This is a genomic window from Acinetobacter sp. RW6, assembly GCF_041956835.1.
GTDB lineage: Bacteria > Pseudomonadota > Gammaproteobacteria > Pseudomonadales > Moraxellaceae > Acinetobacter > Acinetobacter calcoaceticus.
The window spans coordinates 983,003-1,004,175 of the sequence record NZ_CP167121.1 but is presented as its reverse complement, the minus strand read 5'-3'; the positions used below and the strand labels follow the sequence as shown (position 1 = coordinate 1,004,175).

The following is a 21,173-nucleotide window of genomic DNA, read 5'->3' as shown; positions in this document are numbered from 1 at the left end:
ATGAGTTGTTCTTTTTGCCTCTTCATTATTTAGACCATTGCTGGGTCACTAAACGAGTCCTCACCCGTTTCAACCCGACCAGCAAAGCGTCGGTAATAAGACACATCACTTTGGCATGTGATCTCAAAATCATACCAATGGCCTACATCAGCCAAAGCCCAGTGTTGTTTAACGACTTGACCCGCTTTTACGGTAAGTTGTAATGGAGCATCCTGTCTGTATGCACAAGGTTTTACAGTCAATATTGCATCCTTAGCCCCGTCATTCATAAGCTCTACATAGACATCACCATTAGCGATGTCATAACACACTCGAATTTCAGGTTTAATTCCACTATCGACAATACGTTGAGTATCTCCTTTAAAATGACGATGATAACCATTTGGGCCTAACACCCATAAATCATAGCGACCTAAGTTATCTTTTAAAGCATCCCATTCATCATCTAAGGTTTTATTCGGCTCTACAATATAACGCTTTGGAATACGGTCTAGGTTGAGCTTGTCATACACATGAAAAACCGCCGCTTGCTGACCTGTATTAGAGAAAATCAAATGCACCTTTCCATCCGCTTTACAACGCGCACTGGTATGCAACTCATAAGGCAATGCTCGTGACAGACGTATACCACTTTGCTGAATCGGTAATTTGCTATCTGTTGGTACTGGAACAGCAGGTAAAGCTTCTTGATTTTCTCTTAACTCATCTGCCTGTAAACGTGTTTGTTTTCCATTGAGCTGCGGTAGAACATCTGCATTTGGTGTTTTAAAGTTAAATGCACTAGTTAAATCACCACACACCGCACGGCGATATGGACTAATATTCGGCTCTTTTACACCAAATCGTTTTTCAAGAAACATCAGCACGGACGTATGGTCAAAAACTTGAGAGTTGACCCAACCACCACGGCTCCATGGAGAAATCACATATAACGGAACACGAGGCCCTGGCCCATAAACGCGCCCATCAGGTGTAGGCTGAGAATGGCTTCCCTCTGGTGCAGCATGATCAAAATATTCATCCTGCATATCGACACTGCTTAATGTTGATTTCCCTGCGTATTGACCATTTTTAAGTCGAGATGGCGCAGATGGTGATGGTACGTGGTCAAAATAGCCATCATTTTCATCAAAATTGATAATCAGTGCTGTTTTACTCCAAACCTCTGGCACAGCAGTTAATGCATCAATTATTTCTTGAATAAACCACGCCCCTTGAACTGGGCTTGAAGGGTCTGGATGTTCACAATAAATTGATGGTGCGTTAATCCAAGAGACTTGCGGCAATTTTCCTTCACGAATGTCTCGTTTAAAAGCGTCGAGGTATTCTTCTGGTTTATTGCCCGGTAAAGTATTTGCGATACCCTTATATAATGGATTTTTGGAATTATCGGTCGCAGCATCATAAGCTTTATACGGTAATTTTTGCCCCGTGTCGGCATAGGGTTTGTTCGGTTCACCACCACTTGCAACTGGATAGCCAGATGCGATATTTGCCTTTCTAAATGAGCGGAATGCACCAAGCATATTATCGCCCCATTCATCTGGCATATTTTGATAACAAATCCAGTTTACACCGGCTTCTTCCAAACGTTCTGCATAAGTCTTCCACGTATAACCACGATCTGCCGTGGCTGGATTACCATCAATCCAGTCCCATTCATTATTTACAAATGAACGCTTGGTAGGGGTTGCCCCATTTGTGCCTGTTAAGTGAAAAGACCGGTTTGCATCTGTTCCAGTGTGCATAGAGCAATGGTAGGCATCACAAATCGTAAAAGCATTTGCAAGCGCAAACTGATATGGAATTTCTTTTTCTTTAAAATAGCCCATTGATATATCGGTTTTATGGGCTGGCCAATTCGCCATACGTCCATTGTCCCATGCTAACTGACTGTCATTCCACGTATGAGGCGTGCCATCTGCTCGCTGTGCATTATTGGCTGTGCCATCTAAGTGAAAAGGCGTTAAAACTTGCCCGTTACTTCTGAGTTGCTCCCATACACGGCGGCCACTTGGTAGAGGAATCGTAAAACGATCAGCAAAACCTCGAACGCCTTTTAACGTTCCAAAATAATGGTCAAAAGATCGGTTTTCCTGCATTAAAATAATAACGTGTTCGACATCTTGAATCGTGCCTGTTTTATTGTTTGCGGGAATTGCCAAAGCTTTTTGAATACTAGATGGAAAGGCCGTCAATGCCGCAGCACCAAAGCCCATATTTAAAGAGTAATTTAAAAATTTACGACGTGTAATCATGATCAGGTTCTTTTTATTATTTAAGTTTAAGGAGCACAGCGCATTACAGGCTTTTTACCTGTGTCTGGTGCATTTGAATTATCATTTGATGAGTCGTTACAACCACTCAGCAAAAGTGCGCTGATCAATAAAAAACATGAATATTTAAAAGAAGTTATTCCTGCGTATTGCCTTTTCATGTCTATGTACAATCCATTTAAAATCTAAAATGGCTAACATAGAAAAGTACAATGACAATGACGTGACCTGAATGTTTCAATCCCGTGAAAAAGCATGGAATTGTATATTTTCCAAGCTCATCACAGGACTAAAAAGTTAAGGCTTTAATTGAATATTTTGTAATTCGCCATCAAAAGTCTCTATAAGGCTTTTAATGACTGGCTGCTGTTGTAATAACTCAGCTGCTCTTTGAAAGGCTTTTTCTTTACGCGCACTTTGAATGATATATGGTGTAGCCGTATTTACAGCACCATATTCAACTGTAAATTGGGTATCAGGCCATTGCTCATTTAATGCATCAATAAGACCTTGTTGTAATTGAGTCAACATATTTTCATATTCTTGAGGAATATGGAAAACTGTATTGCCACCAATTTGACCTGTCATCACGCCATGCTGAGCAAGCTCTTGAACGGCTGGAGAAAGTTGACTCGTTCTAAACCAATATTCCCATTTTGCTAGTGTCCACTCGCCTTCTAAGGTTTGCGTGGTTAGCTTCAAAATGTCTTGAGGCATAAGCTGCCCGTTATCAGTTGCACTAACTTCTTTTACAACTTCGACCTTCTCAATCGCCTCCGGGTTTTCCACCAGTAATGGTTGCTCGACAACAGGTTCTAAGGCTAAATCATTAGTAACGGGCGTATCTTGGGCAAGTGAAAAATCAGTGCTAGGCGCTTCAAATAAACCTATAGGCTCAGCAGTGAAAGCTGGTTCAGGTTCAATACTTCTGGTCTGGGTTTCAGCCTGAACTTGTACTGACTTTTGTTCTGGTACCGGAATAAAATCTTCTTCCAAAACATTACTTGTTTCTTGAACAGATGCTGATTCAAATCCGATTAACTCATGATGATTTGGATCAAATACCATTAAGTCCTGATTAGACTGAGGTTCAGGTTCAGGTTCAGGTTCAGGTTCAGGTTCAGGTTCAGGTTCAGGTTCAGGTTCAGGTTCAGGTTCAGGTTCAGGTTCAACCATAGCGGGTTGGCTAATAACTTCAACTGGCTGCACAGCACTTACAGGAGCAATATCTTCAGCTGTTTGCTGAACTTGATGATTCACTACAACTTGCTGATTTTGTTGAACAGACTCTGATACCACAATTTCATTTGGCGCTAAAGGACGGAATGCTAATAAGCGTAAAACGCACATTTCAAAACCTTGTTCTTGCGTCACGGCAAGTTGTAGGTCAGATCGTCCTTTGCATGCAATTTGATAATACAGTTGTAAATCTTGAGCAGAAATCAGCTTGGACAGTTGCATGATTTTGCGATTGATTTCATCACTATATTTCAAACTCAAATCAGGCAGATATTGCAAAATTGCTAATTCATGTAATGTCGAAATCAACTGATCAAGCACAAGTGAAACATCGAGCGCTTGATGTCTAAATTGCAATAAAAGCTGACTAACTTTTTCACGTTGGTTCTGATGAATCGCTAAAATCAAATCATAAATAATGGTGCGGTCAATTAGACCGAGCATTTCTTTAACATCTTGATGCTGTACAGCACCCTGACCATAGGCAATTGCTTGGTCAGTTAAAGATAACGCATCACGTAATGAACCTTGAGCAGACTCGGCAATTTGCCAAATTGCATCTTGGTCAGAAACAATCTGTTCTTTTTCAAGAATTGCGCCAAGATGCTTTGTAATTTCATCAACAGCTAAAGGGCGCAATGTAAATTGTAAACAACGTGAAATGACCGTAATTGGTAGTTTTTGTGGATCAGTCGTTGCAAAAAGAAACTTAACGTGTTCTGGTGGTTCTTCTAATGTTTTTAATAACGCATTAAAGGAATGCGTAGATAACATATGTACTTCGTCAATCAGGTAAACTTTAAAACGACCTTGCGTTGGCGCATAAGGAACGTTGTCTAAAAGTTCACGCGTATCTTCTACTTTTGTTCTTGAAGCAGCATCAATTTCAATCAAATCAATAAAACGGCCTTCGTTTACCGCTTTACAAGTTGCACAGACTTCACATGGTGTAGAGGTCACACCTGTTTCACAGTTTAAACACTTGGCTAAAATACGTGCAATTGTGGTCTTCCCCACACCACGCGTTCCTGTAAATAAATAAGCATGGTGTAGACGACCGCGTTCCAATGCACTACTTAATGCACGAGAAACATGGTTTTGTCCCACTAACTCATTGAAATTACGTGGACGGTATTTTCTAGCAAGTACTTGATACATGTATGCTCCTTGTTACAGGCATAAGCATACTTTGTTTTTAAAAGAGAGTGAACGCATAAAGCTCATATCCGTACAGATAAACTGCGAACTATACTCTTTTCTCATCTGAACCATTTATTTGACTAAGGGTGATCGTGATGTAACTCCTGATCAGTGACTCCGTCATCCATCGTTTGTACCAGCCCAACACCATCTTTAATTTCAGCAGAATAATTTCCTTTCTCGGTAAAAATTTGCATGATCGTATAGTGGTCTTTTTGACTTTGGGTGATGGTAAAGAAATTCTGATTTGGATCTCCCTGATCAAATTTCCCAGTCCACCGAACAATATCTTGGTCAACAGGTTCGATCTCTACAATTTTCCCTGTGCGGTTAATGCCATATTCCAACATTTGAAACTTAACCGTATCACCTACTTTTTTGAGTTCAATCACGTTTGGATCATACTTAATCACCATGCCTTGTCCATTTTTAATCAATGGAAAATTAACATTAGAAGGTAGCTGATCCTTTTCTATCTCATTAAAAACAATTTGTTGCTTAGATAACCTTTCTTTCTCTGACGGACTCAGATTCATTGTATTTTGACGAGCAAAACCAGTCTGACTTTCAACTCGCTTTAAGCTAACTTCACCTTTCCGGCTATCTGCAGATGACGTTAAAGCAGAAGAACTCTGCTGTGAAAATGCGAGCCAGATGAGAACTACTAGCGCTAAACAAGCGATAGCAGTTCCTATTAACAATTTATTTTTCTTCATTATTTACAGCTAAAAATAGAGATTAGTTATATAGAGAAATTTTCTGTGCATTTAGGTTAATGACACTCACCGCATCAATTTTTCCTTCCTCACCCAAACGGACACCATATTTAGGGTTATATAGATACGGGCTAGAATAAAAATTAATATTATTACCTCCCATCGCAGTACTTCCTAAAGGATGGGCAAAGCCTGAACCAATATTAGTTGAACCATTATGGTATAGGCCAAGATTATGTCCCACTTCATGGCGCATAGCTGCAAAAGAACAACCCGCAATATCGTTTGCACCAATCATGTTATATGAAGATGCATTAATCCATGCCCAGCCACAACCGCCATCGCCTGGTTCATTACCTTGATAATAGACACCATCAGCCAATACACGTTTACGCTCATTTTGTACGGTCGTGTCATCGCGTCCAAAAGAAATCGCTTCTTTTAAAGTTGCAGCAGGGATTTTATAAGTTAAATAGCCCACATCTCTTAAGTAAAAACGTGCATTCGAATTTTCAGCAGTTAAATTCGTTAAATTTACGCCTTCAATCATTCTCAATTTTGCAGCGCTCTCTCCTAAAATTGAATTTACCTCTGGGCTAGAAACCAACAACATATCAATCGTATAACTATCTACTGACCAGCCTTGAGCCGTGTAAATAAAACGGCGATTTTCACCATTTTTAATGGTCGAAGACAAACCATTGGCAGCATTAATATAGGTATCAGCCGATGCAGTTGACGCAATAACCACCTTATCCCCGACTTGAGCTTTAACTGGTAGTTGCAAGGTTGGCTGCCAATTTGAGGTAGAAAGTTTTACCTTTAAAGCGGGTTGAGTCATATTGGGTAAAGTCGCAGGGATTGTCGCTGTTGAATCAATCACCTTTGTTGGCGAAGAGATCAGCTGCCAATATCCTTTATCACTGACATACATAAACTCATATTGATCGCCAGTTTTAAGGGTTAAGGTTGCTTGGCTATTAATATTGGTATTATTAATTTTTGCAGACCAAGTCGCCGTAGATTTAATAACAATTCTATCCCGATCACTTGCAGTCGCAGGGAGAGTGAAATTGGATACCCAGTTTCCATCCCCAAATGAAACTTCCGTAAGTGGACTATTTACAGCTACTAAAGATGTCCCAATTTGCTGAACATTTAACTTCTGAGGTTTTATATATTCTGGCACCCATTTTCCTAAAGCCGAATAATATTTAAACCAATATTCAGAGCCATTTTTTAATAAAAAACTGCTTGGAAATAGCAAATTTGCTTTATCTATATTGGAATCGGCACTTGCTGTAGAAACAATTTGTACAGTCGTTCCATCACGTACATCACTCGGTAATGCAATGGTTTGTGCCCATTTGTCATTTTGAATGAGTACTTTTTGTATGGATGCAGTTGTTAACGGTACAACCTCATAGTTAGCACCATTCGTAGGACTCACTGTTGCTAACTGAGCAATCCATTTATTTTGAGTAGTATTAAAGACAAATTGGTAAACATCCCCGCTATTTATCTTTAACACTTCTAACGGAATATTCGTATTAGAAGTATCTAAATAACTACTATAAGCAGCACTAGAACGAATCGTAATTTTGTCTAAATTATTAGCACTTGCTGGTAAAGAGAGATTTTTGACCCAATTCCCATTTGCTAAAGAAAATTCTAAATCTGAATAACCAGATGGAATTGATCCACTATTATTATTCTGATTGGGTGAAAGTACAGTTGCGGCATATACAAGTGAAGATGCAACAATTGCTCCAATAATAAATGATGTTTTTAATTTTAAATTCACAGCAGCCTCTTTTATTTGTTTTTAGATTTTTCGAGTAGCAGATTAACAAACCATTTTTTTATAGTCAATTTTCGATCAACTAATTTTTTATTAAATTTCAATTACATGACTACTGAATCATTTTGAAATAAAAATATGAAACTTATTAAATAATAATTTTTTTATGAGAACTAAATAACTAATAATATTCTGAGGTGAAGAAAGCTTTATCAATTTATATGTATTTAAAAATTATATTTATAACAAGAAAAAGAGAGAAATTTTTCTCTCTTTTTCCACTACTGTTAAGCTTGTTTAGATCATTAACTCACTTTCTTTGGAAAACTAAACCAGACAAATACAGTTAAAAGGAAGAAACAAATGGCTGAGATTGTAAGTACCCAACTATGTGCATAGCTAAAAGCTTGCTGAGCAACTGCAATTAATTGTCCTCCCAAAGGACTTTCAATGTTAGATGCTAATTGCATGGTTTCACCAATCGAAATACTCGCTTTTTCAATTAAGTTCGTCGGGAGTTCCTCTGGCAAAATAATTGAGCGACTATAAAACCAAGACAACATTAAACCAAAAATAGCGACACCTAAACCAGCACCCAACTCATAGGCCATACCTTCAATCGCACCTGCTGCACTTGCTTTGTTTGATGGAACAGAAGACATAATGGCTGCTGTTGAAGCCAGTAAAGCAATCTCAATGCTAAAACCTAAAAAGACCATACACGTCCATGCTAAAAAATGATCGGTCGAAAAGTTAAGCTGGGCAAGTCCCCATAGACTAAAGCCACTTATTAAAATCCCAACAGTAGATACAAGTCTAAGTCCCCATTTATTTAAACAAATCCCTGCTAATGGACCACCTAAACTAATTGCAATCATGAATGGAATAATAAACATGGCAGCTTGCAAGGGAGAAAAACCATGCACAAACTGCAATTCTTGAGACAAGAGTAATTCAAATCCCACCAAAGCAATCATGGAAACGACAGCCATAACAATACTGGTAGAAATGACTGGATGTTTAAACAACTCCAAATCAATCATTGGAGTGGTACTTCTTTTTTGGCTATGAATAAAGTGAATTAAAGCACTTACCCCAACCACAAACATCACGACTGTGAGTACCGAGAAGTTATACATGGCCGATTTGATCGAATAGATCAGACTTAAAATTGCCACAACCAACACTAAAGCTTGGCCTAAATTAATTGGCTGGTCTGTTTTCTCTTCCTGCTTAGGAATAATCATGACAATCATGACCAGAACAACCAAAATAATTGGGATGTTGATGAGGAATACTGCTCCCCAATGGAAATGCTCTAGTAAAAAACCGCCAACTAATGGACCAAAAGCGGCACCGCCGCCCCCTACTGTCGACCAAAGTCCAAGCGCAAAATTCCTTTGCTTTTCTTCGGTAAAAGCATTTCGAATTCCCGATAAAGTTGCAGGAATAAGCATGGCTGCCCCTAGCCCTAAAAGAGCACGGGAAGCAATTAAAGCATAGGCTGTTGGTGAAAAAGCAGCTGCCAGTGAACCGACTCCAAAAATTGCAGTTCCAATAAATAATAATTTTTTAAAGCCAATACGATCACCGAGTGCACCCATCGGCAAAATCAAACCCGCCATAATCAGTGAATAAATATCAATGATCCATAAAAGCTGATTGGCAGTTAAATTCAATGCTGCACTTAAAGATGGTGTTGCAACATGCATCACTGTTGCATCAATTGTAACCGGCAAATAAATAAGGACGATGATCGTCAGAATTAACCATTTCTTTTGCATAACGCTCTTCGATATCCAAAACTTGGACATGTGTTCAAATTATGGATATTATATACACAATTGGACACTTGTCCAAGTTTAAATTTTAATGTAGTTTGTGTCGAATTCAGTCAGGTGAAATAAACATGGCCTATCTTAATCGTGATCAACGCAGAGAAATGATTCTGCAAGCTGCCATGCAAGTTGCCTTGGCTGAAGGTTTTACAGCCATGACAGTACGTAGAATCGCAAGTGAAGCCCAAACCTCGACTGGACAAGTTCATCATCACTTTTCGTCGGCATCTCATTTAAAAGCTGAAGCTTTTTTAAAGCTTATGGAACAGCTGGATGAAATTGAACAAGCTCTACAAACCACTAGCCAATTTCAAAGGCTCTTTATCTTGTTAGGTGCGGAGAACATAGACAGACTTCAACCCTACTTACGATTATGGAATGAAGCTGAACTCTTGATAGAACAAGATATAGAAATACAAAAAGCTTATAAGCTGGCCATGCAAAGTTGGCATCAAACGATTGTTCAAGCGATTGAAAGTGGCAAAAAAGACGGTGAGTTTAAAACTCTATCTAACTCAACAGACATTGCTTGGCGTTTGATTGCTTTTGTATGTGGTTTAGAAGGTATTTATAAACTTGGATTACAAGGTTTAGCTGAAGAAGATTTTAAACGCCATACCGAAGCGATAATTCGCTTAGAGTTGTTATAAGTGTTGAGCTGGCATTTATTAAAATACCAGCTTTAAAGATATTGAGTTTAGAACCAGCCTTTTCGACCTTTTAAAATTTGGTCGGTGCAGCGTAAGGCTTCTTGAGTAAGCCCCCACAAACGATAGTCACCGGTTATTGAACCAATCTGAAAGTTATGAGTATAAGCAAAGCTAAGATCACGTTCAGGGTCACACCATGCACCTGAACCATTATAGCCAATATGCCCAAAACCATTTTTAGCACGCTTACCCATGGTAATGATACGGTGATAACCTAAACGCCAATTCATTGGAATTGGCATAACACGATCACGTGCATAACTTTGGATGGTGCTCAATTCTTTAAATATTTCTGGACGAATGAGTTGTTGTCCATCCCATTCGCCGTGATTTGCCAGCATCGCATAAATTTTGGCAAGGCTACTTGCAGTAAATGTCCCATTTGCTGCCGGAATAACGGCTTGTAATCCTTCATCACTAAAGAAACTAAAATGCTTCATTCCTTTTGGAATCATAGCATCTTGAAAATCTTGCGGGTCTTGTCCAGTCCACGTAATCATTTTTTCAGAGAGTGAACTTTTGCGCGGCTGCGGCTTTTTAGGTTTTTCAACTTGAGTAGATGCTGGTTTTTCTGGCTTTGGTTGAATAATTAGACGTGCTACACGATCTAACTCACTTGCAGGCGTTCCAAAATAAGCACCATCTAATTGCAACGGTTCAACTAGATATTTTTGCATGAGCTGATGTAAAGATTGACCAGTTGCTTTTTCAAGCACGCCGCCCACAAGCCAACCAAATGTTAAAGCTTGATAAGCATTACCCTCTCCAGCAACGAATCTTGGCTTAGTCGCCGCAACCACATCTAACATGTGTGACCAGTCGAGCATTTCTCTCGCACTTTCGATGGTATTTCGAATATCAAACATACCGCTTTGATGGCTCAGCACATGACGCAATGTCATTTGCTCTTTACCATTTTGTGCAAATTCAGGCCAATAAGTCGAAATCGGTTTATCGTATTCTAAAAAACCCTCACTTACTAAAATGTGAGCTAAAGTCGCAAGTATACCTTTACCTGTAGAGTAGCAAACTGCCAAGGTATCTGGTTGCCAAGCTTCAGTTTGTGATTTTAGACCAGTGTAGATGTCGACAACTTTCTGACCTCTAAAATAAACCGCTAATGCAGCTCCACCTTGTCCCGTTCTGGCATCTTGAAGGCGGCTAAACTGGTGAGCTAAATCAATAAAACGTTCATCTAAAATACCGTGATAGTTTTGGGTATCGGCCAACAGAATGTCTTTAATCACATGAAGTTCCTTGCATTTTTTGTTATTTTGCTCAAAAACAGCCCAAACATCTGTTCAGGCTGCTGATATTTTTATAATGCTTTTACAGTTCCTGCAACATGCGGTTTTTGTGATTTCGTATTACGAATCAAGAAATCAGTCTTTTTGTCTGCATTGGCAGTTAAAAACTCAACTTTTGAAGGTAAGTACATTGGCAGCTTAAACCACACATCTGCTTCATAAGCATTTGGTAATTCAAGATTCGCTAGTGCTTTAGCTTTGCTCCACATGCCATGTGCAATTGCTTGCTTAAAGCCAAATGCTTTTGCTGTAATGGCATGAATATGAATTAAGTTGAAATCACCTGACACTTTCGCGTAACGACGGCCTGTGTTTTCTAAAATATCCCACTCAGCCTTTGGAACATAAGCTGGTACTTGTTCTTCTTTGGCTTTTTCGCCGACTCTTTTCTCAACTTTTTGGCGAGATAAATAAGTCGTTAAGCCTTCCATAACTACTTCATTACCAACTTTAGCCGTGGTAATAAAGTCAAACTGAACACCTTTATCATGCGGTTTTAGTTCCCCAAATTTACATGACAGAGTTAATTTTTCAGTCACACCAATCGGTCTAGTCTGTTTAATCTGGTTACGAATATGGACTAAGCCTAAAATCGGAAATGGGAATGCTTCTGCCGTCATCATGTGCATTTGCAAACTTTGCGATAACACAGCCAAATAAATTGCTGGTACAAAGCCATTATTTTTAAAGCCACATACTTCGTTATAAGCTTTGAGATGACTTTGATCAATCTCAAGACTATCAACCACATATTCAACTTGCGGCAAGATTTTTGGCCCTTTAGGCTTTTTAAAGATTAAACCTTGCACAACTTTTGGATAAGCCAATGCCGCTTTTGGTAGCTGGCTAAAATGACGAGTATTCATACCTAACCTTTTATAATTTATAGATTCTTGAATAAAAAAGGGATGCCCAAGCACCCCCTATTTTTAGCTAAGAGTGCTTAAGCGCCTAACAAGCTTTGACCACACACACGTACCACGTTGCCATTTACACCTATAGATGCAGTTGATGCAAACCATGCAATCGTTTCTGCTACATCAACAGGTAAACCGCCTTGTTGCATCGAGTTCATACGACGGCCAGCTTCACGAATTGCAAATGGAATCGCAGCAGTCATTTGTGTCTCAATAAAACCAGGAGCTACTGCGTTAATGGTAATCCCATTTTTTAGAATAGGTGCAGTAAATTTAACTAAACCAATCACACCTGCTTTAGATGCAGCATAGTTAGTTTGACCAAGGTTACCTGCAATACCACTAATTGATGATACGCAAACAATACGGCCATTTGCATTTAGACCATCGTTTTCTAACAAGTAGTCATTTACACGTTCAGCAGCAGACAAGTTAATGTTAATTACCAAGTCCCAAAGCTCAGGCTTCATATTAGCCAAAGTCTTGTCACGAGTAATACCCGCGTTATGAACGATAATATCTAAACCGCCTTGTTTTGCCGCAGCAGTTTTAATTTTTTCACCTGCATCGGCAGCTGTAATATCAATTGCCAATGTAGAACCGCCAATGTCAGCAGCTACACGGTCAAGGTCAGCTTGCTGCTGTGGTACATCTAGGCAAATGACATGAGCACCATCACGTGCCAATACATGTGCAATTGCTTCACCAATACCACGGCTTGCACCTGTTACTAATGCAGTTTTACCTGCAAGTGGCTTTGCCCAATCAATATCAACAACATCTGCTTTAGAAACACGAACAACTTGACCAGATACATAAGCTGAACGCGGAGAAAGTAAGAAGCGTAAAGTTGATTCAAGGTTCGCGGCAGCGCCTTCATCTACATATACAACTTGAGCAGTAATGCCCTTTTTAAATTCTTTACCTACAGATTTGATAAAACCTTCAAGAGCACGCTGAGCAATCGCCTGTTTTACAGTTTTTGCAGTTTCAGGTGTTGTACCAATCACAATAACTCGACCAGAAGTCGCAACTTGACGTGCGATCGGGTTAAAGAATTTATAAAGTTCATTTAACTGTTCTGAGTTTTGAATACCAGAAGCATCAAATATAACTGCTTTGAATTTTGATTCTTTGTCGCCTGCATTGAATGGGCGTAAATTTAAACCAACTTTTGCAGCGTCTTGTTGTAATGCAACATTATTGCCTACATAGCTGTCAGCATGAATATTGCTAAGTACTTGTGCGATCGCACCAGACAATACACTTGACGGCGCTGCGCCAACCAATACTGCACCATTCACTACTGGCTGAGCACTTTCAAAACGCTCTAATGCAACTGGTGATGGTAAACCCAGATTTTTAACAACGAATTTACCAATAGGAGATTGTGTAAATGCTTGGTATTGATCAGTCATGATTATTATCTCTCAAAGAAATGAATTTTCTACGACAGGCTTCATTATGTTAGGAAATGCGGAGAAACAATATGAAAGCAGTCGTTCATTAGAGTCATCCCAAATCATACTTGAGTTGATCTTTTGATGTCTTGACCTGAATGCTATCTACAATGTCATTCTAGTCAATACAGGTCTATTTGAATTGTGTTAATGTAGCTTATAAGAATATCGTTAATATGCTTGGAAAAGCCTTATGAGCAAGACAACTCAAGAAAATCCAGCAGTCGAGAATTCTGCTCAGGAAAAAGTGTCAAATACATCAAAGCCGGCTTCTAACACGGCTAAGCGTAACAGCACTACTCCTAAAGCAGCAACTAATACACCAAAAACGACACGTACTCGTTCAACGACTGCACCTGCACGAAGCCCTCATAATAAGAGCGCGGCTTCTGCACCCCCTTCTACATCTTCTAATGTAGCTGCAGCACCAAAAGCAACAAAAACCAAAACTTCTGTTCAACAGGATAAAACCATGAGCCAAAACACTGTTCGCCGCGTTGCAATTATTGGTGGCAACCGCATTCCATTTGCACGTTCAAATACTGCTTATTTTAAAGCATCGAATTCTGACATGCTGACAGCAGCATTGAATGGTTTGGTTGAGCGCTTTAACTTACAAGGTAAGCGTATTGGTGAAGTCGTTGCTGGTGCTGTTTTAAAACACAGCCGTGACTTTAATATGACTCGTGAAGTTGTATTGAGCACTGATCTTGCTCCTGAAACTCCAGCTTACGACATTCAAATTGCTTGTGGTACAGGCTTACAAGCTGCTTTTGTTGTTGCTAACAAAATTGCGCTTGGTCAAATTGATGTCGGTATTGCAGGCGGTGTAGACACCACTTCTGATGCCCCAATCGCTGTTGGTGATGGCTTACGTAAAGTTTTACTTGAGCTCAATGTTGCTAAAACAGGTAAAGACCGTCTTAAAGCATTAACAAAAATTGATTTTAAAAAGCTTCTTGATGCGCCAAGCAATGGTGAACCACGTACTGGCCTTTCAATGGGTGAGCACCAAGCAATTACTGCATTAGAATGGGGTATTACTCGCGAAGCTCAAGACGAACTCGCTGCAAGCAGCCATCAAAAACTTGCTGCTGCTTATGAGCGCGGTTTCTTTGATGACTTGATCACTCCATTCTTAGGTCTAAACCGTGACAACAACTTACGTGCAGACAGTACAGTTGAAAAACTTGCTAAATTAAAGCCTGTTTTCGGTAAGGGCGAAACTGCAACAATGACAGCGGGTAACTCAACGCCGTTGACTGATGGTGCATCTGTTGTATTACTTGCTTCTGAAGAATGGGCAAAAGAAAACGGTCATGAAGTTTTAGCTTACCTTTCTTTCTCAGAAACCGCTGCTGTGGACTTCATTGGTAAAAATGGTCCTAAAGAAGGCTTATTGATGGCTCCTGCTTATGCAGTACCTCGTATGCTTAAGCGTGCAAACCTTAAACTTCAAGATTTTGATTTCTACGAAATTCATGAAGCTTTTGCATCTCAAGTATTGTCTACTTTAAAAGCTTGGGAAGACGAAAAATTCTGTAAAGAACGTCTTGGCTTAGATGCACCTTTAGGTTCAATTGACCGCTCTAAACTTAACGTAAATGGCTCATCTTTAGGTGCAGGCCATCCATTTGCTGCAACTGGTGGCCGTATCTTAGCAACTGCTGCTAAATTGATTAATCAAAAAGGTTCAGGCCGCGCATTAATCTCTATCTGTACTGCTGGCGGTGAAGGTGTAGTTGCAATTGTAGAGAAATAATTTCTACATCTAACTACAAAAAATAAGCACCCATTTGGGTGCTTATTTCATTTTAGGATTTATAAATTTAGTGCAGTGAGGCAGCTTTTGCTTCAGGGAAAAACTTATCTTCGATATGGTCATAACACCATTGGAAAATGAAGGTATAGACCAAAATACATAAGGTTAAACCAATATCTAAAATAAGCGCATCAATGACATTCATTTGTAGCATATAAGCAATCATCGGCACTGTTGCAATAAGCAAACCGCCCTCAAAACCAACCGCATGTAAAATCCTTACAGGGATTGTTCTTTCCCAATTATATTTATGCTCTACTTTCTCAAAGTAGTGGTTAAAAATCATATTCCAGAAAACTGAAACCACTGCCATAAACACACCGAGTGTTCCGGTTACGTCCATAGGCATATCAAAAATAAAACTTAATGCAATCGCAATGATGACCAATAAAATTCCTTCATAACTGATTGCATGAATGAGCCTTCTCTTGGAAATCAACATTTTTAAATACTCAATAATACTTGGATAATGTGCATTTTATTTTTATAATATTGATTAATCCAATCAGGTTCTTTCAGTTTTTTTGACAGATGAATATTAATCAAGAACAATTACTCATGTTTCAGGCCGTTATAGAAACAGGCTCTTTTTCAGCAGCAGCACGTAAACTTGGAAAAGTTCCTTCGGCTGTAAGCATGTCTATTGCCAACTTAGAAATTGATCTGGACTTAACCTTATTTGATCGTAAAGGTCGTGAGCCCGTCCCTACTGACGAAGCACGGGTGTTATATGAAAAAACTTCTCAGCTTTTGATTGAGATGAATCAATGGAAACAACATGCACATGCGTTAAGCACCGGTTTAGAAGCTAACTTAACCATTGTGATTGTGTCTGAACTCTTACATACCAACTGGACCGACTATATTTGCCTGCTAGAGAGTCGTTTTCCAGACCTGCAAATTAATATTGTTTCTGCACCCCAAGAAGATGCCTTACAAATGTTGTTAGATGGTTCTGCCCAACTTGCACTCATGTTTGAACGTGAGCATCTAGATAACAGAGAACAATTCGTAGAGCTCAAACGTGAGGCTTTAATTCCCGTTATTTCTAAAGATCATCCACTTGCAAGTCAAAATCAGGTTTCTTATGAACAGATCCTCACAACACGACAAATTGTAGTGGCAAGTCGAGATGAAACATTAAAACCCGAATTACTTTTTTCGAAACATTACTGGCGTACAGATAACCACCACTCTGCTTGCTTAATGATTTTACGTGATCTGGGTTGGGGTGTTCTTCCTCAAGAAATGTTTAAAGAAAACCCTGAACTAAAAAATAAGCTTAAGATATTGAATTTATTAGATTTCACTCCAAGATTTGAATATTACGTAGATTTGGTATGGAGTCGTGAAAGTGAGCTCGGTGCTGCTGCCAGATTTCTCATTGAACATATCCGTAAGCAACGAACACAACAGGTCCCTTAAAATTATTTCAATTTAGATGCAGAACCTAAACGTTTTTCTTTGAAATATAACAATTGATATATCGACAGCATGAATAGACTTTGTGCTATAAAGAAAACATAAGATTTTTTTATTGAAGATGTTGAATATCAATGACTCATACAGCACTTGACCAATTAAAAACATTAACGACCGTTGTTGCCGACAGTAGTGACCTTGATGCAATTCGTAAATTTCGTCCATTAGACGCGACGACCAATCCTTCATTGATTACGGCAGCAGCAGAACAACCAGAAAGTAAAGAACTCATTGAAGATGCTTATTATCAAGCCAAAGAGGAAGGCTATAGCAATGATGAGTTAATCGAAAGAACTATTGATATTTTAACCGTAAAATTTGGTGTAGAAATTTTAAAACTGATTGAAGGTCGCGTTTCGACTGAAGTTGATGCTGCACTTTCATATAACACCGAAGCCACCATTCAAAAAGCACATGAATTATGTGAACTTTACAAAGGTTATGGTATTGATCAGTCACGTATTCTTATTAAAATTGCGTCGACTTGGGAAGGTATTCAAGCCGCGAAAGTACTCGAAGCTGAAGGAATTGCTTGTAACCTCACTCTGCTTTTCGGATTACATCAAGCTCAAGCATGCGCAGATGCAAAAGTAACTTTAATTTCACCATTTGTAGGCCGTATCTTGGACTGGTACAAAAAAGCTGAAGGTGTCGATTCTTACCCAATCGAAAAAGATCCAGGTGTCGTTTCAGTTAAAAAAATCTATAACTACTACAAGCAACAAAATATCCCGACTCAAGTGATGGGTGCGAGCTTCCGTAGTATCGATCAGGTTCTTGGACTTGCTGGCTGCGATTTACTAACGATCTCTCCGGGCTTACTTACCCAGCTCGAGCAAGATACACGTACAGTTGATGCAGCTCTTGATGCAACTAAATCAAAGCAAGTAGATGCTATTGTTAGACCAGCTCAAGATGAACAAAGTTTTAAAGATGAACTTAATCATGACTTAATGGCATTCCAGCTTTTACAAGGTGGTGTAGATGGCTTTATTAAAGCTCGTGACCAATTAAGTTTTTTATTACGTCAGTCTTTTGGAATTGATGCGGAAATTAAACCTTAAAAAACTTCACTTTTCATACAAAATCACCGATTTTTGTTATCATGGCAAAAATCGGTTTTTTATTGGGTTTCTCGTGTTCGGCATAACAGATTTAACAACATATATTATTGGTACATTCCTAATTGTGTTATTGCCGGGACCCAATTCTCTTTATGTGATGTCAATTGCTTCACGTTATGGCATTAAAACTGGATATATGGGTGCATTAGGTATTTTTACCGGTGATCTTATTTTAATGCTATGTACCGTATTAGGTGCAGCCTCTTTATTAAAAGCATTCCCATGGGTATTTGTTATTCTTAAATTAACAGGTGCACTTTATCTATCTTATCTAGGCTTTAAGCTCTTACAAGGTAGTATTCAACGCTGGAAACAACGTAATCAACCACAACCTGAAATGGCTGATTTACCAGCTTTAGATAAAATTCATCCTTATAAAACAGCATTAAGCATTAGTTTACTCAACCCTAAAGCGATTTTATTTTTCTTATCTTTCTTTGTTCAATTTGTTGAACCCGATTATGCCTACCCAGCACTAAGTTTCTTAATTTTAGCGATTATTTTACAAATTATTAGTTTTAGCTATTTAACTGCATTAATCTTCTCGGGGATTAAGCTTTCAGCATTTTTTAAACAGAACCATAAAATTGCAGCAAGTAGTATTTTTTTAGTAGGGATTCTATTTTTCGGATTCGGTTTAAAACTGGCAACCTCAACAATCTAATCATCTTTACCCTAGTTTTTGCATCATAAAGTTAAAATATAGTGAACTGCTAAAATGCCAGCATGCCATCTGTTTTAACTTCATTGAGCACAAAAAACGTTCTGACTTGTCTTACTCCCGGTAAGGCAATAATTTTTTCACTATGAAATCGGTTAAAAGCAGCTAAATCTTTAACACGAATTTTTAGAAAATAATCGACTTCTCCAGCAACCAGATAGCACTCCAGAACATTCTCCAAATCACCTGCCGCCTGTTCAAATGCCTGAAAGCTATCAGGGGTTGAACGGTCTAAAACTACACCAACGAGTACAACCGTATCACGCTGCACCATACTCGGATTGATCCGAGCGCGCACATCTAGAATTGCCCCAATTTTAAAAAGACGCTGTGTGTGATTCCAACAAGATGAAGTACTTATGCCTACAAGCTTAGCCAGTTCAGCATTACTTAAGCGCCCATTTTCTTGTAAAGCACGCATAATTTTCAATTCAAGTGGTGACAAATTTTCAGTCTGTTCTTCCATAAAACAATATCCCAAATTTAGTATTAATTTCGAAATGAATAATAGCATTATTCAATATTTTGAAAATATTATTTCTATTTTAAGTTAAAAATAGAAAGCACCTTCTTAAAAAAAATTGTTAGATTTACCTAGCTGAAAGCAGAGACAGAAACATATTAATTTTTCAGGGATTTAGAACATTTAGCTATGCAAAAGATTCTTCAAGATTTTTCAATTCCAGCCGTATTTGCTGGCTTTATTACCTTTTTAATAGGTATTAGTGTTTCAGCCATTTTAGTGATTCAGGCGGCTCAAGCTTTAGGTGCTTCATCCGAGCAAATCACCTCATGGTTTTGGGCTTTAGGCTTAGGTATTGGTTTATCAGGATTCATACTTTCTTGGAAATTTAAATATCCTGTAGCAACTGCATGGTCAACCGCTGGCCTCGCTTTAATTATGGCAACAGGTAGTGGCTATAGCTTAAATGAAGCGATTGGTGCTTTTTTAGTTGGCGGTTTACTGACTGCTATTTTAGGCTTTTCAGGTATATTTCAAAAAGCACTTTCATATATTCCTCAAAGCTTAACCAGTGCCATGCTTGCAGGTGTTTTACTCAAATTTGGTATTTCCCTGTTCGCAAGTTTGCAAAATGATTGGGAATTCGTTTTATCTTTACTGACCATTTATATAATTACAAAAAGATTATGGCCGCGTTATAGCATTGTATTCACAGCACTTGCAGGTATTGCCCTGTGCCCTGTCTTTTTAGAGTTTCATATGCCTTCACTTCAGTGGTCTTTGGCTAAACCTATTTGGATTAGTCCGGAATTTAGCTGGTCAGCACTTTTGGGCTTAGCTCTACCACTTTTTGTGATTAGCATGGCTTCGCAATATTTACCCGGAATTGCCATGATCAAGAGTTATGGCTATAAACCGCATGTTAATCAACTGATTGGCTGGACGGGTTTAACCCAAGTTGTGCTTGCACCTTTTGGTTGTTATAGCGTAAATATTGCTGCGATTAGTGCGGCTGTAAGCTTAGACGATCAAGTCCACCCAGACCCAAGTAAACGATATATTGCAGGCATGAGCTGTGGTTTTTTCTACATTTTAATGGGCTTGTTTGCTGCAACACTGACAAGCTTACTCATGTCTTTTCCACATATCTTTATTGTAGCTTTAGCTGGCATTGCATTATTTGGTACGATCAGCCACAACATTGCAATCGCATTTGCTCAAGTTGAAGACCGTGAAGCTGCATTATTTACCTTTTTGTGTAGCGCCTCGGGCATTCAATTTTTCGGTATCGGCTCAGCCTTTTGGGGACTTATTGTAGGTGTAATGGTGTACTTTATTTTAAAACTCAGAATCAAAAAAAGTTAATAAAAAAAGCGTTCATAGTCCCTATTCTCAATGCCATGAACGCTTTTCCATTTTATTTTTTATAGCTCTCGCACTACAACTGACTTCGCCATTTTGTCATGCCAGCCTTGTTTTTTAGCATCAAATGCTACCCAAAAAAGACCAATACCAAAGACTAAAATTGATGGAATATAGCCAATGTATCGAATAATACTCTGCATGACTGTTAGCTTATTGCCTGTTTTTTCATCTAAAACTTTTAATCGCATCAATCGTTTACCTGGAGTACCTGCAAAATACAGCCAACATAAAATTGAATACAATAAAGGAAATACATAGTTCACGATTAAATCAAACCCATAATTTTGTGGTTTCGCACTTAAGCCTGTGGCAAAGACTAAGTCATAATCCCCCTGATAAAAAATCCATGCCGCAGGAATAATTGCCAAAAAAAGAATAAGAGTATCAATAATCATTGCACCAAATCTTAACCAGAACCCTGCATACTCATACTTATAAGTCATGCTCACCTCGCTTTGTTATTGTTTAATAGCTACAAATGCTTTTACAATTTTACTTTTATCCTAAATGAAACTTTTTTATTTTTAAATACTTAAATAAATTTAAAATTTTCCACTTTTATATTTTATTGTAATAATTTTGATCAAAAAAACGTTATTACATCAATATTCACCATAAAAATTAATTTAATCTTTTTAGAACTGAAATTTTTCGTTTCAGCTCTATTGAAAC

General features: G+C 38.5%; 17 protein-coding genes. 6 read left to right on the top strand and 11 right to left on the bottom strand.

Features of this window, described 5'->3' with window-relative positions:
- Nucleotides 1-29: 29 nt before the first annotated feature.
- The 5 genes from ACB088_RS04680 to amvA all read right to left on the bottom strand — a co-directional run bounded on the left by ACB088_RS04680 (nt 30) and on the right by amvA (nt 9,016).
- On the bottom strand, nt 30-2,258 hold the full coding sequence (locus ACB088_RS04680; RefSeq protein WP_375038151.1) for a phosphocholine-specific phospholipase C: 2,229 nt from the start codon (nt 2,256-2,258) through the stop codon (nt 30-32).
- Nucleotides 2,259-2,573: 315 nt separating this feature from the next.
- Nucleotides 2,574-4,673, bottom strand: coding sequence for a DNA polymerase III subunit gamma/tau (locus ACB088_RS04675; protein ID WP_375038150.1), 2,100 nt, complete (start codon nt 4,671-4,673; stop codon nt 2,574-2,576).
- A 122-nt stretch (nt 4,674-4,795) separates the two neighbouring features.
- Complete coding sequence (gene cpaB / locus ACB088_RS04670; protein WP_375038149.1) at nt 4,796-5,431, bottom strand: metalloprotease secretion chaperone CpaB; 636 nt, start codon at nt 5,429-5,431, stop codon at nt 4,796-4,798.
- Between the two features lie 22 nt (nt 5,432-5,453).
- On the bottom strand, nt 5,454-7,235 hold the full coding sequence (gene cpaA, locus ACB088_RS04665; RefSeq protein WP_375038148.1) for a metalloendopeptidase CpaA: 1,782 nt from the start codon (nt 7,233-7,235) through the stop codon (nt 5,454-5,456).
- Nucleotides 7,236-7,537: 302 nt separating this feature from the next.
- Nucleotides 7,538-9,016 carry a multidrug efflux MFS transporter AmvA gene (gene amvA / locus ACB088_RS04660; RefSeq protein ID WP_375038147.1) on the bottom strand — a complete coding sequence of 493 codons (1,479 nt, stop codon included), beginning with the start codon at nt 9,014-9,016 and terminating at the stop codon, nt 7,538-7,540.
- A 125-nt stretch (nt 9,017-9,141) separates the two neighbouring features.
- On the opposite strand from amvA, the gene ACB088_RS04655 reads away from it, so the two are divergent.
- Nucleotides 9,142-9,720, top strand: a complete 579-nt coding sequence (locus ACB088_RS04655; RefSeq protein WP_133746827.1) for a TetR family transcriptional regulator — start codon at nt 9,142-9,144, stop codon at nt 9,718-9,720.
- Between the two features lie 47 nt (nt 9,721-9,767).
- Here ACB088_RS04655 and ACB088_RS04650 read toward each other — a convergent pair whose 3' ends face one another.
- From ACB088_RS04650 to ACB088_RS04640, 3 genes are all read right to left on the bottom strand, one after another.
- Complete coding sequence (locus ACB088_RS04650) at nt 9,768-11,027, bottom strand: serine hydrolase domain-containing protein (RefSeq protein ID WP_375038146.1); 1,260 nt, start codon at nt 11,025-11,027, stop codon at nt 9,768-9,770.
- A gap of 71 nt (nt 11,028-11,098) precedes the next feature.
- Complete coding sequence (locus ACB088_RS04645) at nt 11,099-11,953, bottom strand: MaoC/PaaZ C-terminal domain-containing protein (RefSeq protein ID WP_005046507.1); 855 nt, start codon at nt 11,951-11,953, stop codon at nt 11,099-11,101.
- A gap of 77 nt (nt 11,954-12,030) precedes the next feature.
- A complete protein-coding gene (locus ACB088_RS04640; protein WP_375038145.1) occupies nt 12,031-13,422 on the bottom strand; it encodes a 3-oxoacyl-ACP reductase in 1,392 nt (463 codons plus the stop codon).
- A 235-nt stretch (nt 13,423-13,657) separates the two neighbouring features.
- On the opposite strand from ACB088_RS04640, the gene ACB088_RS04635 reads away from it, so the two are divergent.
- Nucleotides 13,658-15,226, top strand: a complete 1,569-nt coding sequence (locus ACB088_RS04635) for an acetyl-CoA C-acetyltransferase (protein WP_375038144.1) — start codon at nt 13,658-13,660, stop codon at nt 15,224-15,226.
- Nucleotides 15,227-15,293: 67 nt separating this feature from the next.
- Here ACB088_RS04635 and aceI read toward each other — a convergent pair whose 3' ends face one another.
- Nucleotides 15,294-15,728: a chlorhexidine efflux PACE transporter AceI gene (gene aceI, locus ACB088_RS04630; protein WP_026057096.1), complete on the bottom strand. Its 435-nt coding sequence runs from the start codon at nt 15,726-15,728 to the stop codon at nt 15,294-15,296.
- Nucleotides 15,729-15,817: 89 nt separating this feature from the next.
- On the opposite strand from aceI, the gene ACB088_RS04625 reads away from it, so the two are divergent.
- From ACB088_RS04625 to leuE, 3 genes are all read left to right on the top strand, one after another.
- A complete protein-coding gene (locus tag ACB088_RS04625; RefSeq protein WP_199989757.1) occupies nt 15,818-16,711 on the top strand; it encodes a LysR family transcriptional regulator in 894 nt (297 codons plus the stop codon).
- Nucleotides 16,712-16,842: 131 nt separating this feature from the next.
- Complete coding sequence (gene tal / locus ACB088_RS04620; protein WP_375038143.1) at nt 16,843-17,832, top strand: transaldolase; 990 nt, start codon at nt 16,843-16,845, stop codon at nt 17,830-17,832.
- A 73-nt stretch (nt 17,833-17,905) separates the two neighbouring features.
- On the top strand, nt 17,906-18,556 hold the full coding sequence (gene leuE / locus ACB088_RS04615) for a leucine efflux protein LeuE (protein WP_199989758.1): 651 nt from the start codon (nt 17,906-17,908) through the stop codon (nt 18,554-18,556).
- Between the two features lie 49 nt (nt 18,557-18,605).
- Here the strand turns inward: leuE and ACB088_RS04610 are convergent, their stop codons facing one another.
- On the bottom strand, nt 18,606-19,079 hold the full coding sequence (locus tag ACB088_RS04610) for an Lrp/AsnC family transcriptional regulator (RefSeq protein WP_375038142.1): 474 nt from the start codon (nt 19,077-19,079) through the stop codon (nt 18,606-18,608).
- Nucleotides 19,080-19,265: 186 nt separating this feature from the next.
- On the opposite strand from ACB088_RS04610, the gene ACB088_RS04605 reads away from it, so the two are divergent.
- A complete protein-coding gene (locus ACB088_RS04605; protein WP_375038141.1) occupies nt 19,266-20,441 on the top strand; it encodes a benzoate/H(+) symporter BenE family transporter in 1,176 nt (391 codons plus the stop codon).
- 59 nt (nt 20,442-20,500) lie between these two features.
- On the opposite strand, the gene ACB088_RS04600 is transcribed toward ACB088_RS04605, so the two are convergent.
- Nucleotides 20,501-20,944: an RDD family protein gene (locus ACB088_RS04600; RefSeq protein WP_092706924.1), complete on the bottom strand. Its 444-nt coding sequence runs from the start codon at nt 20,942-20,944 to the stop codon at nt 20,501-20,503.
- Nucleotides 20,945-21,173 lie beyond the last annotated feature (229 nt).

Excerpts from the sequence above, each read along its gene's own strand:
- ACB088_RS04605 (WP_375038141.1), top strand. The coding sequence starts at position 19,266 with ATGCAAAAGATTCTTCAAGATTTTTCAATTCCAGCCGTATTTGCTGGC.
- ACB088_RS04610 (WP_375038142.1), bottom strand. The coding sequence starts at position 19,079 with ATGGAAGAACAGACTGAAAATTTGTCACCACTTGAATTGAAAATTATG.
- ACB088_RS04655 (WP_133746827.1), top strand. The coding sequence starts at position 9,142 with ATGGCCTATCTTAATCGTGATCAACGCAGAGAAATGATTCTGCAAGCT.
- ACB088_RS04675 (WP_375038150.1), bottom strand. The coding sequence starts at position 4,673 with ATGTATCAAGTACTTGCTAGAAAATACCGTCCACGTAATTTCAATGAG.
- ACB088_RS04600 (WP_092706924.1), bottom strand. The coding sequence starts at position 20,944 with ATGACTTATAAGTATGAGTATGCAGGGTTCTGGTTAAGATTTGGTGCA.
- aceI (WP_026057096.1), bottom strand. The coding sequence starts at position 15,728 with ATGTTGATTTCCAAGAGAAGGCTCATTCATGCAATCAGTTATGAAGGA.
- ACB088_RS04635 (WP_375038144.1), top strand. The coding sequence starts at position 13,658 with ATGAGCAAGACAACTCAAGAAAATCCAGCAGTCGAGAATTCTGCTCAG.
- cpaB (WP_375038149.1), bottom strand. The coding sequence starts at position 5,431 with ATGAAGAAAAATAAATTGTTAATAGGAACTGCTATCGCTTGTTTAGCG.
- tal (WP_375038143.1), top strand. The coding sequence starts at position 16,843 with ATGACTCATACAGCACTTGACCAATTAAAAACATTAACGACCGTTGTT.
- ACB088_RS04680 (WP_375038151.1), bottom strand. The coding sequence starts at position 2,258 with ATGATTACACGTCGTAAATTTTTAAATTACTCTTTAAATATGGGCTTT.
- ACB088_RS04625 (WP_199989757.1), top strand. The coding sequence starts at position 15,818 with ATGAATATTAATCAAGAACAATTACTCATGTTTCAGGCCGTTATAGAA.
- amvA (WP_375038147.1), bottom strand. The coding sequence starts at position 9,016 with ATGCAAAAGAAATGGTTAATTCTGACGATCATCGTCCTTATTTATTTG.
- ACB088_RS04645 (WP_005046507.1), bottom strand. The coding sequence starts at position 11,953 with ATGAATACTCGTCATTTTAGCCAGCTACCAAAAGCGGCATTGGCTTAT.
- ACB088_RS04640 (WP_375038145.1), bottom strand. The coding sequence starts at position 13,422 with ATGACTGATCAATACCAAGCATTTACACAATCTCCTATTGGTAAATTC.